This is a genomic window from Xanthomonas sp. NCPPB 1826, assembly GCF_056725285.1.
This window is the reverse complement of record NZ_CM161521.1, coordinates 2,074,373-2,089,489: the sequence shown is the minus strand read 5'-3', so window position 1 is coordinate 2,089,489 and position 15,117 is coordinate 2,074,373. Positions and strand designations below refer to the sequence as shown.

Sequence of the window (15,117 nt, the reverse complement as noted above, 5' to 3'; positions counted from 1 at the left end):
TGAATCACGCAGGAGTCACGTCCAGTTCGCGGCAGGCCACGGCGGCGATTTCGAACGAACGCAAACGCGCGGCATGGTCGTAGATGTTGGCGGTGAACAGCAGTTCGTCCGGGGTGTGGCGCTCGATGAACTCGGCCACGCCCTGGGCGATCTGCTCCGCATCGCCCAGCACCGTGCACGCCAACGCTCGCTCCACGCCGGCACGCTCGTGCGGCTGCCAAAAGCTGTCGATGTCGTCGATCGGCGCGGGAATCTTGCCCGGCTTGCCGCGACGCAGGTTGACGAAGCTCTGCTGCTGGGTGGTGAACAGGCGGCGTGCTTGCGCTTCGGTTTCCGCAGCCACCACATTCAAGGCCAGCATCACGTACGGCTTGGCCAACTGCGCGGACGGACGGAACTCGCGGCGGTAGATCGCGACCGCCTCGTCCATCGCGTCAGGCGCGAAATGCGAGGCGAACGCAAACGACAAGCCCATCGCCGCGGCCAGCCGCGCACTGAACAGGCTGGAACCCAGCAGCCACACCGGCACGTCGAGACCGCCCCCCGGAACTGCCTGCACCAGCTGCCCCGGCACCACCGGCGCGAAGTAGCGCAACAGCTCGGCCACGTCCTGCGGGAAATGGTCGGCGCTGTCGAAATAGCGACGCAGGGCGCGCGCGGTCGGCTGGTCGGTGCCGGGCGCACGGCCCAGGCCCAGGTCGATGCGCTGCGGGTACAGCGAGGCCAGCGTGCCGAACTGTTCGGCCACCTGCAGCGGCGCATGGTTGGGCAGCATGATGCCGCCGGCGCCGACGCGGATGGTCTTGGTGCCGCCGGCGACGTGGCCGATCAGCACCGCGGTGGCGGCGCTGGCGATGCCCGGCATGTTGTGATGCTCGGCCAGCCAGTAACGCTGGTAGCCCCAGCGCTCGGCGTGCTGGGCCAGATCGAGCATGTTGGCGAAGGCGTGGGTGGTGTCGCTGCCTTCGCAGACCGGCGCCAAGTCGAGCACGGAAATGGGCGTCATCGGATGACTCCGGGGAATGAGTGATGTGCAAGAGATGGGGCTGGCCAGGCGGCTTTGCCACCTGCCCAGGTGGCGCTGGGGGGATTACAGCATTCCAGTGGTCAAACAACGGGAGGATCTGCAGCTGGCCACCGCCCCGCTCCGTGCCCAGGCCCGCGCCTCGTTGCACAGGCGCTGCAATGCAGGCGCGGTAATGGCGCGCAAGCCATGCATTCGCCTCGGAGAGAGGGGCTTCACGCTGTGCACGATGGCTGTTGATGTCTGGCGCTCGGCGGATCGCCTGCGAATGCAGTTGCCTGACCGCGAAGCGCGGGCACCGGGTGACAGGGCTGCTGGCTATGATGGACACCGCATTAGCAGCGCCTGCATGACGATGGCTTCGACCGCTCCGCTTGACCCCGCTTCCGCCACCGTGCACATCGCCGCGCGGATCGATCGGCTGCCGGCCAGCGCCACGCTGTGGCGGCTGGTCGGCCTGCTCGCGCTGGGTGGATTTTTCGAGTTGTACGACCTGTTCCAGACCGCCTACATCAGCCCCGGGCTGATCCGCGACGGCATCTTTGCCAGCGCTGCCGATGGCGCGTTCGGCATGTCCGACCAGGCCGCGTTTGCGGCGGCGACGTTTCTGGGCCTGTTCGTCGGCGCGGCCCTGCTGAGTCCGTTCGCCGACCGCTTCGGGCGCCGTCCGGTGTTCACCTTTGCCCTGATCTGGTACACCGCCGCGACCGTGGCGATGGGCCTGCAGCACACCGCCACCGGGGTCATCGTGCTGCGCTTGGTGGTCGGGATCGGCCTGGGCATCGAGCTGGTCACCATCGATACCTATCTGTCCGAGCTGGTGCCGCGGCATATGCGCAGTGCCGCATTCGCGTTTGCATTCTTCGTACAGTTTCTGGCGGTGCCTGCGGTGGCGCTGACTGCCTGGCTGCTGGTGCCGCACGCACCGCTGGGGGTGAGCGGCTGGCGCTGGGTGGTGCTGCTGAGCGGTGTGTTTGCGCTGGCGATCTGGTGGTTGCGCAGCCGATTGCCGGAATCGGCCCGCTGGCTGGCGGCGCAGGGACGCCATGCCGAAGCCGATGCGGTCTTGACCCAGCTCGAAACGCGCTGCGCGCGCGATCTGGGTGCGCCCCTGGCCGCACCGCAGCCGGTTGCCCCCTCGCCGGCCGGCGACATGCAGACCGCGATGCTGTGGCGTGCGCCGTATCGCGGGCGCATCGGCATGCTGGTGGTATTCCATATCTTTCAGGCGATCGGCTTCTTCGGCTTCGGCAACTGGTTGCCGGCATTGATCTCGGCGCAAGGCACCGGCGTGACCAAGAGCCTGGCCTATTCCTTTGCGATTTCGCTGGCCTACCCGCTGGCGCCGCTGCTGTTGCTGCGCTTTGCGCAGCGCTGGGAGAACAAATGGCAGATCACCGCATCGGCCCTGGGCGCAGTGCTGTTCGGCGTGCTGTTTTCGCTGCAGCATCAGGCGCTCGGCATGGTGTTGTGCGGGGCGATGATCGCGTTCTGCAATGCCTGGATGAGCTTTGCCTATCACGGCTATCAGGCCGAGCTGTTCCCCACCGGCTTGCGCGCGCGGGCGGTGGGCTTTTGCTATTCCTTCAGCCGTCTTTCCACGGCGGTGAGCAGCGTGCTGATCGGTTGGCTACTCGCCCAAGTCGGCAGCAATGGCGTGCTGGCCTTTATCGTGATCAGCATGTCGATCTTGGCCAGCGTGATTGCGCTATTGGGCCCGCGCACGCGCAATCGGGCGCTGGAAGAGATTGCCGGCTGATCGCGCTGCCAACGCGAGCACGCCATCTGGCATCACGCGTCTGAGCTTGCAACCGCATCGGCGTGGGCAGCGGTCTGCGCGGCAACTGCGGTGCCCAAGACAACAGTGCGATCGGCTACTGCGGCCAGGCTGGTGCGATGCGAGACCACCACCAGCACGGTCTGCGGCAGGCGTTGCCGCAGCATGCACAACACCTGCTGTTCGGCCTCTGCATCCAGTGCGCTGGTGGCCTCGTCCAGCACCGCCAGGGTCGGCTTGCGCAACAGCACCTGCGCCAGCAGCAGGCGCTGCGCTTCGCCACCGGACAGGCGCCCATCCGGGCCGTTGATCGGGCTGTCCAGGCCTTGCCCGTCGCGCTGCAGACGCGCGCCCAGGCCGACGTCGGCCAGCACCTGCCACATGCGTGCATCGCTGGTGCCGGGCAATGCCCAGTCCAGACAGGCGCGGACCGTGCGCTGCCACGGCCGCACCCCCTGGCCCAGGTAGGCGCCATGCCGCACCAGGGCGCGATACGCGGTGAAATCCAGCCGGCGCCCGGCCATGTGCGCGGTGAACTGCGCAGGCGGGGTCTGACCCGAGAGCACGTCCATCAGACTGCTCTTGCCGATGCCGGAGGGACCGACGACCAAGGTCAGTTCGCCGGGCAGCAACAGCAGCGGATCGAGAGCGAGCCTGGGCAACGGCGGTGCCAGGCCGATGTGTTCGAGATGCAGGGCGGCCGGCAACGGCTGGGCCGGTGCGGCCGACGCCGGCGGACGCGTTGTGCCCAGCGCCACATAGCGCCGCCACAGCTGCAACGCCGGCCACGCCGAGCGCAGTTGCTGCACGCTCTGGCGAGTGCTGACCAGATACGGCAGCAGGCGCCCGAGCAGCAGGCTGACGGTGATCAACGCAGCGCGGTCCGCGCCCTGCCACAGGTTGGCCAGCACCAGGATGCCGGCGATGGCGGCCACCGCGGTGGCTTCGAGCATCAGCCGGCTGCCCGCCACCAGCGCCTGCTGCTGCGCATAGCCCTGCCCCAGCCGTGCGGAAATGCGCTCGTAATGGCGGGTTTCCAGTGCTTCGCGCTGGAACGAACGCACATGCCGCAGGCGACGCGGGAAATCTTCGCTCAACCAGAACAGCTGCGTCATGTCGGCCACGTAATCGCGGCTGATACGTGCCTGGGCGTCGCTGCTGGAGATGCGCAAACCCAGCCACGCCAGTGCCAGCAGCAACGGCGTCGCCATCAGCAACGCGGGGGCGATCATGACCGCGATGCAGATGCTCACCAGTGCGGTCATGCCGGCCACCAGCAGCTGCAAGGCTGCACTGAAGCCCTGGGTGGCGATCTCGATGTTGTAGGTCAGCACATTGGCGATTTCCGCCGAGCTGGCACCGGACAGCGCCGGCAGCGGCGCATCGATCAACGCCGCATGCACGCGTTGCCGCAGCCCGATCGCGTAGCGGCTGGTCAGCTGTGCGGCCAGCCGTGCGCCATGCCAGCGCAGTGCGGCAAACACCAGGCTGACACCGGCAAACAGCGCCACCTGCATCGCCAGACCATCCGCTGAAGCCAGCGCGTAGCCGGCCAGGCGGACGGCATGACCAGGCTGCACCAGCGGCACCAGGCTGACCGCGACCAGGCTGCCGGCCAGTGCGGCCAGCAGCGACAAGCCGACATAGAGTGCGATGGTCGAAACATCCGCCGGCACCAGCGTGCCGACGAAATCGCGCCATAGCGCGCCCATGGGCTTGCGGTCTGCAGCCGCGCGCATCTCAGTCACGCCTGACCCTCACGGTGGCATGCGGCATGGCGTCGGCCTGAAAGAGGCCGCGCTGCTGCCGCGTTGCCGGCGCGCTCACCGCAACACCTGCAGCAGCGCGTCCAGCGCGGCCTGCGGATGCGCTCCACGGCGCAGGGTGAACATGCCGATGCGCTGTACCTGTTGGATAAAGCGCTGCCAGCCCGGTTGCCCGGCCGCATACGGTTGATCGTCTGCCAGGCAAGCGGCGATGCGTTCGGCGGGCATCGCCAGCAATGGCTGTGCGGGATCGCTCGCTGGCGTTGCCGACAGCACCACCACCGCACACAGCTGCAAGGGCGCGCGCGCCAGCTGCGCACGGCCGTGGCGGATGTCGATCTCGAATTTTTCCACACCGCTGCGGCGGCGGATGGTTGGCGAGGCGCTGATCCACGCGCGGGTGTCCGCATCGACCAGGCCCAGCGCGTCGGCGCGCAGATGCAGGAAATTGGCAACGCCGGTGGTCAGCAGACCCTCCGGCTCCACGAACACACCGTCTTCGGCGATGAAATCCAGGCCATGCAGCAGGCCGTGCAGCGCCAGGGTCGATTTGCCGGCGCCACTGGCGCCGAGCAACAGCACACAGCGTCCCTGCCGGCCCACGCAGGCGCCATGCAACGGCACCAGGCCCATGCCGCGCGCCGCCAGCAGGAACACCGAAAATTCGATCAGCTCATAACGCACGTGATAGGCGTGGGCGAGTATGTCGTCGGAAACCACCAGCATGGCGCGGCGCGCGGGCACCGACAACATCAGGTAATTGCAGGCATCCATGACGCCGCATAGCAATCCGCCGCTGGCATGAGTGCGTACCCGTGGCGGCTGTGCGCTCGAAGACGCGTGACCACGCGCCACCAGATCCAGCGTGATATGGAATTCCGGCGCACCCGGCAGGCGATGCGCGGGCAGGCCGGCGTAGGCCAGGTCCACCAATGCCAGCAGCGCCTCGCTGTCGCTTTCGAAGTGGAACAGTGCGCCGAGGATCTGCCGGCGCACGCAATGCCGACGCGGCCGATGTTCGCCGAACGGATCTGCTGCCACTGCCGCCGCATCCGGCGCGCCAGTGCCTGCGTCATCGCCCACCGGCATCAATTGCGCCAACGCAGCCGACTGCGGCATGCCCTTCCATCCATTGCATCGATCAGCCGGTGTGTGCCGAACGGCAACAGAAAGGTTGCCGCATCCGCATCGGCACGCGTGCCCAATGCACGCCAACGACGGCATGCCGATCGGCGCAACCAAAGCCACCTGCATCCGCACCTACTGCCGAGCCGAATGCCGGTGCCTGCGCACGCCGCCGCTGCGCGCACCTGGCGACAGAACGAGAGCCTTGTGCAGATGCTAAAGATCCAGGTCAGTCATTCGTATTTCCTGCGTTACGACCCCAAGCAATGGGAGCGCGGCAAGCCGTATCCACCGCTGGCAACGCTGCAGGTTGCCGCGTTATTGCGCGAGCGCGGCCATGCGCTGAGCCTGTTCGACGCGATGCTGGCCGACGACGTGCAGGACTACACCGGCGCCTTGCACGCTGCGCAGCCGGATCTAGTGGTGTTCTACGAGGACAACTTCAACTTCCTCACCAAGATGTGCCTGAGCCGCATGCGCGAGGCGGCCTGCCAAATGATTGCGCAAGCGCGCGCGGCCGGCTGCCGCGTGCTGGTGGCCGGATCGGATGCATCCGACAACCCGGATGTGTTTCTGGCTGCCGGCGCGCATGCGGTGTTGATCGGCGAAGGCATTGCACCACTGCTCGAACTGGTGGCGCGCGTCGAAGAAGATCCCATCATCGATACAGACGCCTGGCTCGCGGGCGTTGCACGTATCGCCGTCAGATCATCTGCTGCAGCACACGTGCATCGTGGCGCGCAACCGCCGGACGCGCGCCTGAGCGGCCTGCCGGCCTGGGACCTGGTCGACATGCCACGCTATCAGCGATTCTGGCGGCAACGGCACGGCTATTTCAGCCTCAACATGGCCGCCTCGCGCGGTTGTCCGTTCCGCTGCAACTGGTGCGCCAAACCGATCTGGGGCAACCACTACAAGCGCCGCGACGCGGAAGACGTGGCTGCCGAAATGATCCATCTCAAGCGCAGCTTCCAACCCGATCACCTCTGGATGGCCGACGACATCTTCGGCTTCCATATCGATTGGGTGGAAACCTTTGCGCAGCGCCTGAGCGATGCCGATGGCGCGATCCCGTTCACCATCCAGACCCGTGCCGACCTGGCCAGCGAGCGTATGGCTGCCGCACTGGCGCGCGCCGGCTGCGCCGAAGCCTGGCTGGGTGCCGAAAGCGGCAGCCAGCGCATCCTGGACAAAATGACCAAGGGCACCGAGGTTGGCGAGGTGATCGCCGCACGCCGGCGCCTGGGTGCGCATGGGATCCGCGTGGGCTTCTTCATTCAACTCGGCTACCTGGGCGAAGAACTCGAAGACATCCTGGCCACGCGCGCACTGGTGACGCAGGCCAACCCGGACATCATCGGCGTCAGCGTGTCCTATCCGCTGCCCGGCACCAAGTTCTACGAAGAAGTGAAAAACCAGCTGGGCGGCAAGACCCATTGGCAGGACAGCGACGACCTGGCGATGATGTTCCATGGCGCGTACGACTCGGAGTTCTACCGCAGCGTGCGCGATCTGCTGCATACGCAGGTCGACCTGCAACAGGCGCGCGCCACGCTGGGCGCCGATGCGTTTGCACAGGCCTCGGACACGTTGGAAGCGCGCTGGTCCGCCTTGATCGCCAGCGAACAGCAACATCGCACCGCGCCGCTTGCCGGCGCTGCCGCACATCAACCGCGCCAGTTGGCCAGCGTGCTGGTCGGCTGACGCACAACCCGCCGACCTCGCTTCCCGACCTCACGTTGCCTTTCTCGGAATCTCCGCCGCATGCAGCCTTCCCTTCGCACCATCAAGCACGGCCTGCAGACGGCCACCGAACGGCTGGCCCGGGAATTGGCGCAGCCCGGCGAGGCGGTGCCGCAGTGGGACCGGCTGCAATGGCAGCTGGCCGCGGCCGCGGCGGCCGCACATGGGGTGTCGCCGCTGCTGCAACGCCGTTCGCTGTGGCAGGACACGGACTGGACCGCGTTTCTGCACGAGCAACGCAGCCATGTCGAAGACCGCCATCGGCGCATCGCGCTGCTGCTGACGCGCATCGACGCGGCAGCGCGTGCGGCGGGCATCGCCCTGGTCGGTCTCAAGGGCACCGCCCTGCATCGGCTCGGCGTCTATCTGCCCGGCGATCGCCCGATGGCCGATATCGATCTGCTGGTGGCGCCGGAGGATGCGCCCGCGGCGGCGGCGCTGTTGTGCGAGCTTGGCTATGTGGCCTCCTTCGAACAATGGAAGCATCAGGTATTCAAGCCGCTGCAGGGCGAGGCGGTCGCAGGACTGGGCGAGCATCGCGATGCGCCGATCAATCTTGAGCTGCATACCCGCATCCAGGAACGCCTGCCGCTGAGCAGCGTGGACATCACCGCGCGCATCCTGCCGGAGCGTCCGCAGCCGGGATTGAATCCCTACCCGTCGGTCGGCGCGCTGATGTGCCATCTGCTGCTGCATGCCGCCGGCGGCATCTGCCAGCGCAGCATCCGCCTGATGCATCTGCATGACCTGGCATTGCTGGCCACGCGCATGGGCCCGCGCGACTGGGAACAGTTGTGGGACGACCCGGCCATGGCACCGTGGTGGGCGTTGCCACCGCTGCTGCTGCTGCAACGTTATTACCGCAGCGTGGTGCCGCCGGCGGTGATGGCGCGGCTGCAGGCCGATTGCCCGCGCCTGCTGCGCATGCGTGCGGCCCGCCAGACCCTGACCACCGCCTCGTGTTCCAACCTGTGGTTGTCGGCCCTGCCCGGCATCGAATGGTCACGCTCGCTGGGCGAAGCGCGCCAGTACCTGCGCAACCGGGTGGTGCCGTCGGCCGAGAGCCGCAAGGAACGTGCGGATATGCTGCAGACCCAGTTGTGGCTTCAGGACCAGCCGTGGGTGCGGCAGACCCAGCTGCGCCGGGTGATGACGCGCCTGACCCGGCCGGTGCCGCGCACCGACATGCTGTATGTGGTGCGTGCAGCGCTGGACGGCTATCTGCAACCAGTCTGAGCGCGGCTGACAACGCTGCTGCGCTCACTGCCGGGCCGGCGCGGCCGGTGCCCTGAGTCGGCAGGTATCAGCCGCACAGTCCGATTCCGAGCGCGCCGTCCGCACCATCCATCGGCCGATCGCGACGTCTTGTTGGTCATTCCAGGACTGCAGCAGGCGTGCACAAGCGTTCGGCTTGTACAGTCGACCACCCTTGCGAGGATGTCACCACGTTTGGCCTGGCAGCCTCGTTGCTGCACCGCGCGTACTGCATGGCGGCCGCTGCAGGCTGCGTCCTTGCAGGCGCAGTCAGCGCAGCGGCCGCGCCTCGCACAGTTGCCGATACAGCTGCTCGAACAGCCGCGTGGTCAACGCCGCGTCCTCGCGTACCGCACGGCATTGCGCTGCCCAGGCCAGGCGCAGGCGCAGCTCGTCATCGGCCAAGACCTGGCGGACGGCTTCTGCCAGCCCGGCCCAGTCGCCCGGCGGCACAGCGAGCGCACACACCGGTGCCCACTCGACCAGATGCCCGACTGCGGTGCCGACGGTGGGCACGCCGGCGACCGCCGCTTCCAGCAGCACCAGCGGGCCGGCTTCGTGCAAGGACGACAGCACCAGCAGGTCGGCCGTCTGCATGATCGGGCGCAACTCGCGCTGGGTCTTGAAACCGAGAAAACGCACCTGCCCGCCCAGGTCCAGCTGGTGCACCAGGCGCTGCATGGCGCCGTCCAGCGTATCGACGCCGACCATGTCCAGGGTAAAGGCGACACCGGCGCGTTTGAGCGCCGCCATTGCCTGCAGCAAGGTGGTCTGGTCCTTGACCGGATTGAGGCTGGCCACATGCAGCAAGCGGGCGATGCCGCCGCTGCGTGCACGTGGCGCCGCCGGCGGCCAGGCCCGCAGGTCCACGCCCAGCGGTACCCGCTGCGCGTGGATGCCGAGCGCCGTCAGCGACTCCAGGATGGGCGCACTGGCCGCGGTGACGCGATCAGCCAGGCGCAGGATCACCGCTTCGCGCAGGCGCCCGCGCCAGCGCTGCCGGCCGCCGTAGCCGATGCCATGCAATGCGACGAGTTCGCCACCGGCGATATGCACCACGCTTGGACGACGCAACAGCCTTGCCGCGGCGACCGCGATCAGGCTGCAATAGCCGGAAAAAATGGCCTGGATCACATCGAACGGAGCACGCCGATGTTCGTCGACGATGGCGGCGATCGCGCGCGTGCGGGTGCGCCTGGCGCCGATGTTGTGCACGGTGGCGCCGCGCAATGCCCAGGTACCGGGCAACGGCTCCTGGTGCAGCACGAACACATGCACCTGGTGATGGCGCGCCAGCCATTCGATCAGGGTCAGGAACACCGGGATCACGCGGACCTCGCCGCTGCGGTCCACGCCGCCCGGGACCACCAGGGCCAGTTTCATGCGGCCCGCCCTGGCGCGGCCAGCAACCGGGTGTACGCATGCTTCCAGCGTTGCCCCACCGCGGCAAACGACAGCCGTGCATCGAAATGCGCGCGCACCTGTGCGCGGTCGGGGCGTTGCCGGAAGAGCCGCAACAGCAGTTCCGCCAGGGCCGAGGCATCGCCCACCGGCCACAACGCGCCGACTGCGCCGCCATCGCTGAGCGCACGAAAGGCCGGGATATCGGTCAAGAGCGGCAAGGTGCCGCAGGCATACGCCTCCACTGCGGCATAACCGCAGCTCTCCGCATGACTGGCGGAGACGAACAGATCGCAGGCACGCAGCAGGGTTTCCACGCGCGCATGCGGCACCTTGCCCAGCAGCTGCACGCAGCGCGCCAGCGACGGATCGGCGCGCAGGCGTTGCTGTACCTGCTCCAGCAACGGCGCCTGGTCGAACACGCACCACAGCCGCAGCCCCGGCAACACGCGCGCGGCCAGGGCGACGGCATCGAGCACGCACAGCGGATCCTTGGCCGCGCTCAGATGCCCGACCCACAACACGCAGGGGTCGCCATGCAGGCGGGTGTGCTCGCGTGCCTGCAGGCGATCGCCCGGCAAGAAGCGGCTGCTCGATTCGGGAATCGCAAACAGCTGCGTCCTGGCCTTGAACAGGCGCGCCTGTGCGAACGGCTGCGCCATGTCCAGCGAGGTGAACGCGATCCCGGCGGCGGCAGCGTAGCGACGCCGCCACACACTCCGGGCCCACCAGCGCGGCGGGCGATTGGCGTGATCCTGCAGCAGGATCGGCGTATGCGGCAGCAGGCGCGCGAGACGGCGTGCATCGCCGGCAAATTCCAGACCGTGGACATGGACCACATCGGCGCCGATCTCGCGCAGCGTCGCCGCAAGCAGCGCTGCGCGCTGCGCACTGCCGCGCGCGCCCAGCTCGACGAAGCGGTAGTCCACGCCCTGGCGGGTGAGCCGCAGGTTCAGTGCGGAGGCCTGGACTACCGCCACGCGCACTCCGGCGCTGGCGACGGCCTCGGCGATATCGGCCAGCGATGGCCATTGCGCGAACACCTGTTCTGCCGTCAGGCCGGCCGGCGTCGGCACCAGGTTGAGTTGCGCCACCCGCAAGCTCATGACAGCGACCACGCCCGGATTGCACGGCCTGCAATCGCGATCGGGCCACGTGCCGCGCAATGCGCGGCGCGCAAACGGCAAGGCTTGCCTGCGGCTGAAGTGGCCAGCATGACCGCCACGGCGCTCACGCGATGCGCCGCAGCCGCAACACCAGCGCGACCGGCACCTGCAGCGCGGCCTGATCGAACCGTGCACCGGGCGCGATGTCGGCCGGGTCCAGCATCGGCTCGGCCACTGCTTCGATCTCCATTCCCAGCGCCGCACAGGCCGCATGCCAATGGCTGTAGAGATGTTGCGTATGCCGCACCGCGTACTGCCGGCCATCGGCCTTGAAGTCGCGCCGCCAGCCCAGCGCATGCCCGATCGGATGCACGTCGCTGCACAGCACGATGCCGCCGACGCGGGTGACCCGATGCAGTTCTTCCAGCGCCGGCCATAGCCGCTGCAGATGGCCGACCACCAGGCCGCAGACGCTGAGATCGGCCACTGCATCGTCCAGTGGCAGTTGCTCCAGGCTGCCCTGTTGCAGGTGCATGCGCGCCGCTGGCCAGTGCTGCGACAGCTCGGTGTGCGCACGCTGCAGCATCTGCGGCGACAGATCCACGCCGGTGACCTGCAGCGCGCCGCGCCGCAAGGCATGCAGCATGTAGCGGCCACTGCCGCAGCCGGCGTCCAGCACGTGCTGGCCCTGCAACACGCTCGGCATCAGCGCGAGCATGGCGCGCTCCTCGGCCAGCATCACCGGATTGTGCGCATGCGGCGGATACGCCTGCGCCCACAGCGCATACGCCGCTGCCGGCTCCAGCGTCGGCACTGCGCTCACGACAGCGCACCGCTGGTGGCCATGGCCACGCCGGGCCGGTGCGCAGCCAGCGCCACGCGCTGCAGGCCCGGTTCCAGTGCCAGCACCGCCGGATCGGCCAGCGTGGCATCGAGCAGCTTGGGGCGGCCATCCAGCAGCACCGGCACGGTCCGGACGCCTGCAGCGTCGAACCAGTCGGCAAAATCCGGGTCGGCGATGCGCGGGACGCCATCGCGTATCACCGCACGCAGGTCGCTGCGTGTGCAGCCCACCACGCTGTCGGCCGGGTCGCCACCGCGGTCGCGCACGATCACCAGATCGGCCGCCGCCCCCGGCGCCAGGCGTCCACGCGTGGCCATGCGCAGGATGCGCGCCGATTGATGGGTGACCAGGCCGAACAACAGATCCGCGGCCAAGCCGCTGCTGGCGGCAATGCGCAGTTCTTCCAGCAGATCGCGCGAACCGCTGACGCGCGAATCGTTGCCCAACGCGAGCCGGCCCGCCATGCACAGGCGCCAGGGGTCGAGCGTGCGACCCAGCAGCGCAAGATTGCTCGACGGGCACCACACCACCGCCGCGCCGCACGCGATCACCCGCTCGATGTCGCACTCGCCCATGCCCACGCCGTGGATCAGCACGCTGTTGGAGGCCAGGCAACCGAGCCGATCCAGTTCGTCCAGCTCGGCGGCCGCCACCGCGTCGGTGCCTTCGGCCAGGTGGATCATCCAGGGATGCTCGGGCGAGGTGGCGGCAAAGCTGCCCTGCACCGGTGGGCCATAGCCGGTCCATCCCAGCGCATAGCTCCAGCCGAACTCGCGCAGCAGGCCAACCGGAAAGCCGGGCTCGTCCAGGGTGGCATGCCACGGGTCGTGCTGCGCCACGCAGGTGACGCCGGCCAGCAGATTCTTTAGACCACCGTGACGCAAACGCACCGCCTTGGGCACACGCAGGGCCGCGGCCACCTCGGGATGCTGGAAATGCGCCTGGAATGCCTCGATCCACGCATAGCTGTTGGGAAACGCCGCGCCCTGCGGCAGCGGCGGCACGCAGTTGACCTGCAGATGATCGTGCGCATTGATCAGGCCGGGCGCCAGCACATGCCCCTGCAGGTCCAGCCGCAGGCTGCGCGTGCCGAGCGTGCCGCCGAAGCGCCCCGCGCGGATGGTCAGCGGCGCGCGCGAGGGGCCGGCCAGGGTGATCGAGCGCGCGCCCTGCAGACAGACATCGGCCATGGACATCGGCGTCTCCACTCAGCGCTTGCGCATCACGATCAGGAAGTGGTCGCCCATGTCGCGCAGCAACGGCAGGCCGCCCAGCCGGTCGTCGCACTGCCCCAGGCGCGCGGACAGGCGCGGATGCCGTTCGCAAAAATCCACCAGGTACGGCGGCGGCAGGAACAGGCTCAACGCGCGATAGCGGTCCAGGACGAAGTGCTTGGCGAAGGCGCGGTAGAACTCGCGCGGCAGGTGGTACCAGGTCCAGATGGTGTGGCCGTTCATGCCCACCGCGGTGACCCCGCGCGCGGCGCGCACCGCGGCGCGTTTGAGCCGCCCACGCACGCCGTAATGGCCGATTTCCCAGGGGCAGATGCGCCCGATCACCGAGAACACCAGGCAGCCATCGGCGCGCAGCAGACGCGCGCATTCGGCCGCCACCGCCGGCAGATCCGGCGCGCAGTTGAGCGGGCCGAAGTTGGAATACATGCCGTCGAAGCTGCCCTGCAGCTGGTCGAGCTGCTGGATGCCGACATGGGCGGCGCTCAGGCGCTTTTGCAGGCCGTGCGTGGCCGCGCGATGGCGGGTGCGCTCGACCATCGCCGGCGACCAGTCGGTGGCCAGCACGTGATAACCGCGACGTGCGAATTCGCCGGCATCCAGGCCGGTACCGCAGCCCAGGTCCACCAGATGCGAGCCCACCGGCAGCTCGGCCGCGACGGTGTCCCACAAGGTGGTGCGCATGCGCTGGATCAACGCGTTGTTGCCGCGTGGGCCGTCGTAGTCGGGCGCAACGCTGTCGAACGCGCGTTGCGTTTCCAGCAAGCGCTCCGGGGCCACCGTGCCACCGCGCGCCGCATGCTCATTGGCCACCGACATGCGCAGCCTCCCACACCGATCCAGCTGTTCTCACGACACTCTCCAGACGCGATACCGCCAACGCGGCAATCGCTTGATTGACCGGTGAGTGCCTCGAGCCGGCGGTTTGGTTGCAGCGTGGGCAGCCTTGCGCAGCGTGCCGCACGGCGCTGCGCAGATCAGCCGGCAGCGCGCGGTGCGGCCACCGTGCGGCGCCGCCATGCATTGCGCAACACCGCCGCCAGCACCGCCAGCCCCGCCCCGCCGAGCAGGCCGGCGGCCCAGGCGGTGACGGCATTGGGAAACGCCTGCTGCTCGGGCACGTACAACGGCCACGCCAGCGAGGTCTGATAGGTGTAGCGCGTGGTCAGGCGGGCAATCAGATCGTCTCGTTCGCTCTTCAATGCGCGCACGGTGGTGTTGCTGTCGGTCAACAGCACGCCCGCCAGAACCTGGGCCGGCGTGGCCGCGGCGGCGCCCTGCCCGGCCTGCACCTGCTGCTGCAGCCGATCGCGGTTGCGGGTTGCCGCGCGCAGATCGTCGGTGAGGCCTTGCAGGCGTGTACGCGCCAGTGCGAGCGCCACTGCGTTGGTGTCGCCGTGCAGGCCCTGCAAGGCGCTCACCGTCGCCATCGCCAGCTTGCGCGCCTGCGCCGACGATTCGGCCCGGATAGTCACCCCGATCAGATTGGCATACGGGTCCGGGTCCGGCTTGAGGCTGCCGCGGTACAGCTGCGCAGCGCGGCTTTTCAGCGGCACGCCGGCCTGGCGCAGCACCGCATCCTGGAACAGCCGCGTCTTCATGCGGTCGATCACGCGCTGGAACGGCTCGACCTTGGGGTCGCGCCCGGCCGGCGTGGGGCCGATCTCGCCGACCTGGATCCAGGCGGTGGCTTCCCACTGCGGCCTGGCCAGGCGGGTAAAGGCAAAGGTCAGTGCAAGCACCACCAGCAGTGCGGCCAGCGCCCAGCGCCATTCGCGGCGCAGGATGCGCCACAGGTCGATCAGATAGATATCGTCGTGTTGAGTCATGGTGCACCGGCTCTGG

Annotated in this window: 12 protein-coding genes and 1 other RNA gene; 4 read left to right on the top strand and 9 right to left on the bottom strand. The window is 68.5% G+C overall.

Translation table 11 applies throughout. The annotated features are described in order from the left end of the window. Positions 1–4 precede the first annotated feature (4 nt). Positions 5–1,006 carry an LLM class flavin-dependent oxidoreductase gene (locus AC1PLA_RS09115; protein WP_481106035.1) on the bottom strand — a complete coding sequence of 334 codons (1,002 nt, stop codon included), beginning with the start codon at positions 1,004–1,006 and terminating at the stop codon, positions 5–7. 367 nt (positions 1,007–1,373) lie between these two features. Here AC1PLA_RS09115 and AC1PLA_RS09110 point away from each other — a divergent pair, with 367 nt between their 5' ends. Continuing rightward, positions 1,374–2,783 (top strand): MFS transporter, encoded by a 1,410-nt coding sequence (locus AC1PLA_RS09110; protein WP_481106034.1) that lies wholly within the window; start codon positions 1,374–1,376, stop codon positions 2,781–2,783. 32 nt (positions 2,784–2,815) lie between these two features. Here AC1PLA_RS09110 and AC1PLA_RS09105 read toward each other — a convergent pair whose 3' ends face one another. Beyond that, complete coding sequence (locus AC1PLA_RS09105) at positions 2,816–4,513, bottom strand: ATP-binding cassette domain-containing protein (protein ID WP_481106181.1); 1,698 nt, start codon at positions 4,511–4,513, stop codon at positions 2,816–2,818. A 111-nt stretch (positions 4,514–4,624) separates the two neighbouring features. Beyond that, complete coding sequence (locus AC1PLA_RS09100) at positions 4,625–5,686, bottom strand: phosphoenolpyruvate carboxykinase (ATP) (RefSeq protein WP_481106033.1); 1,062 nt, start codon at positions 5,684–5,686, stop codon at positions 4,625–4,627. 156 nt (positions 5,687–5,842) lie between these two features. Between AC1PLA_RS09100 and AC1PLA_RS09095 the strand changes: the two genes are divergently transcribed. The 3 genes from AC1PLA_RS09095 to AC1PLA_RS09085 all read left to right on the top strand — a co-directional run bounded on the left by AC1PLA_RS09095 (position 5,843) and on the right by AC1PLA_RS09085 (position 8,809). Further along, entirely contained in the window at positions 5,843–7,396 is a 1,554-nt protein-coding gene (locus AC1PLA_RS09095) for a B12-binding domain-containing radical SAM protein (protein WP_481106032.1), read from the top strand. A gap of 60 nt (positions 7,397–7,456) precedes the next feature. Beyond that, the gene (locus AC1PLA_RS09090) at positions 7,457–8,671 is read left to right on the top strand and encodes a nucleotidyltransferase family protein (RefSeq protein ID WP_481106031.1); all 1,215 of its coding nucleotides are present in this window, start codon (positions 7,457–7,459) and stop codon (positions 8,669–8,671) included. A gap of 62 nt (positions 8,672–8,733) precedes the next feature. Beyond that, positions 8,734–8,809, top strand: a non-coding RNA gene (locus tag AC1PLA_RS09085) — sX9 sRNA. Positions 8,810–8,959: 150 nt separating this feature from the next. Here the strand turns inward: AC1PLA_RS09085 and AC1PLA_RS09080 are convergent. The 6 genes from AC1PLA_RS09080 to AC1PLA_RS09055 form a co-directional block, all read right to left on the bottom strand. Further along, on the bottom strand, positions 8,960–10,072 hold the full coding sequence (locus AC1PLA_RS09080) for a glycosyltransferase family 4 protein (protein ID WP_104554930.1): 1,113 nt from the start codon (positions 10,070–10,072) through the stop codon (positions 8,960–8,962). After that, on the bottom strand, positions 10,069–11,196 hold the full coding sequence (locus AC1PLA_RS09075; protein ID WP_039527854.1) for a glycosyltransferase family 4 protein: 1,128 nt from the start codon (positions 11,194–11,196) through the stop codon (positions 10,069–10,071). The genes AC1PLA_RS09080 and AC1PLA_RS09075 overlap by 4 nt, the downstream gene beginning before the upstream one ends. Before the next feature lie 124 nt (positions 11,197–11,320). Next, positions 11,321–12,019, bottom strand: coding sequence for a class I SAM-dependent methyltransferase (locus tag AC1PLA_RS09070; RefSeq protein ID WP_167704080.1), 699 nt, complete (start codon positions 12,017–12,019; stop codon positions 11,321–11,323). Beyond that, positions 12,016–13,236, bottom strand: coding sequence for an amidohydrolase family protein (locus tag AC1PLA_RS09065; RefSeq protein WP_481106030.1), 1,221 nt, complete (start codon positions 13,234–13,236; stop codon positions 12,016–12,018). Before AC1PLA_RS09065 ends, AC1PLA_RS09070 begins: the two co-directional genes overlap by 4 nt. A gap of 12 nt (positions 13,237–13,248) precedes the next feature. After that, complete coding sequence (locus AC1PLA_RS09060; protein ID WP_481106029.1) at positions 13,249–14,091, bottom strand: class I SAM-dependent methyltransferase; 843 nt, start codon at positions 14,089–14,091, stop codon at positions 13,249–13,251. A gap of 158 nt (positions 14,092–14,249) precedes the next feature. Then, positions 14,250–15,101, bottom strand: coding sequence for a Wzz/FepE/Etk N-terminal domain-containing protein (locus AC1PLA_RS09055; RefSeq protein ID WP_104623397.1), 852 nt, complete (start codon positions 15,099–15,101; stop codon positions 14,250–14,252). Between the last annotated feature and the right edge of the window lie 16 nt (positions 15,102–15,117).

Coding starts and splice junctions, on each gene's coding strand:
- AC1PLA_RS09115 (WP_481106035.1), bottom strand. CDS start 1,006: ATGACGCCCATTTCCGTGCTCGACTTGGCGCCGGTCTGCGAAGGCAGC.
- AC1PLA_RS09110 (WP_481106034.1), top strand. CDS start 1,374: ATGACGATGGCTTCGACCGCTCCGCTTGACCCCGCTTCCGCCACCGTG.
- AC1PLA_RS09105 (WP_481106181.1), bottom strand. CDS start 4,513: ATGGGCGCGCTATGGCGCGATTTCGTCGGCACGCTGGTGCCGGCGGAT.
- AC1PLA_RS09100 (WP_481106033.1), bottom strand. CDS start 5,686: ATGCCGCAGTCGGCTGCGTTGGCGCAATTGATGCCGGTGGGCGATGAC.
- AC1PLA_RS09095 (WP_481106032.1), top strand. CDS start 5,843: ATGCCGGTGCCTGCGCACGCCGCCGCTGCGCGCACCTGGCGACAGAAC.
- AC1PLA_RS09090 (WP_481106031.1), top strand. CDS start 7,457: ATGCAGCCTTCCCTTCGCACCATCAAGCACGGCCTGCAGACGGCCACC.
- AC1PLA_RS09080 (WP_104554930.1), bottom strand. CDS start 10,072: ATGAAACTGGCCCTGGTGGTCCCGGGCGGCGTGGACCGCAGCGGCGAG.
- AC1PLA_RS09075 (WP_039527854.1), bottom strand. CDS start 11,196: ATGAGCTTGCGGGTGGCGCAACTCAACCTGGTGCCGACGCCGGCCGGC.
- AC1PLA_RS09065 (WP_481106030.1), bottom strand. CDS start 13,236: ATGTCCATGGCCGATGTCTGTCTGCAGGGCGCGCGCTCGATCACCCTG.
- AC1PLA_RS09060 (WP_481106029.1), bottom strand. CDS start 14,091: ATGTCGGTGGCCAATGAGCATGCGGCGCGCGGTGGCACGGTGGCCCCG.
- AC1PLA_RS09055 (WP_104623397.1), bottom strand. CDS start 15,101: ATGACTCAACACGACGATATCTATCTGATCGACCTGTGGCGCATCCTG.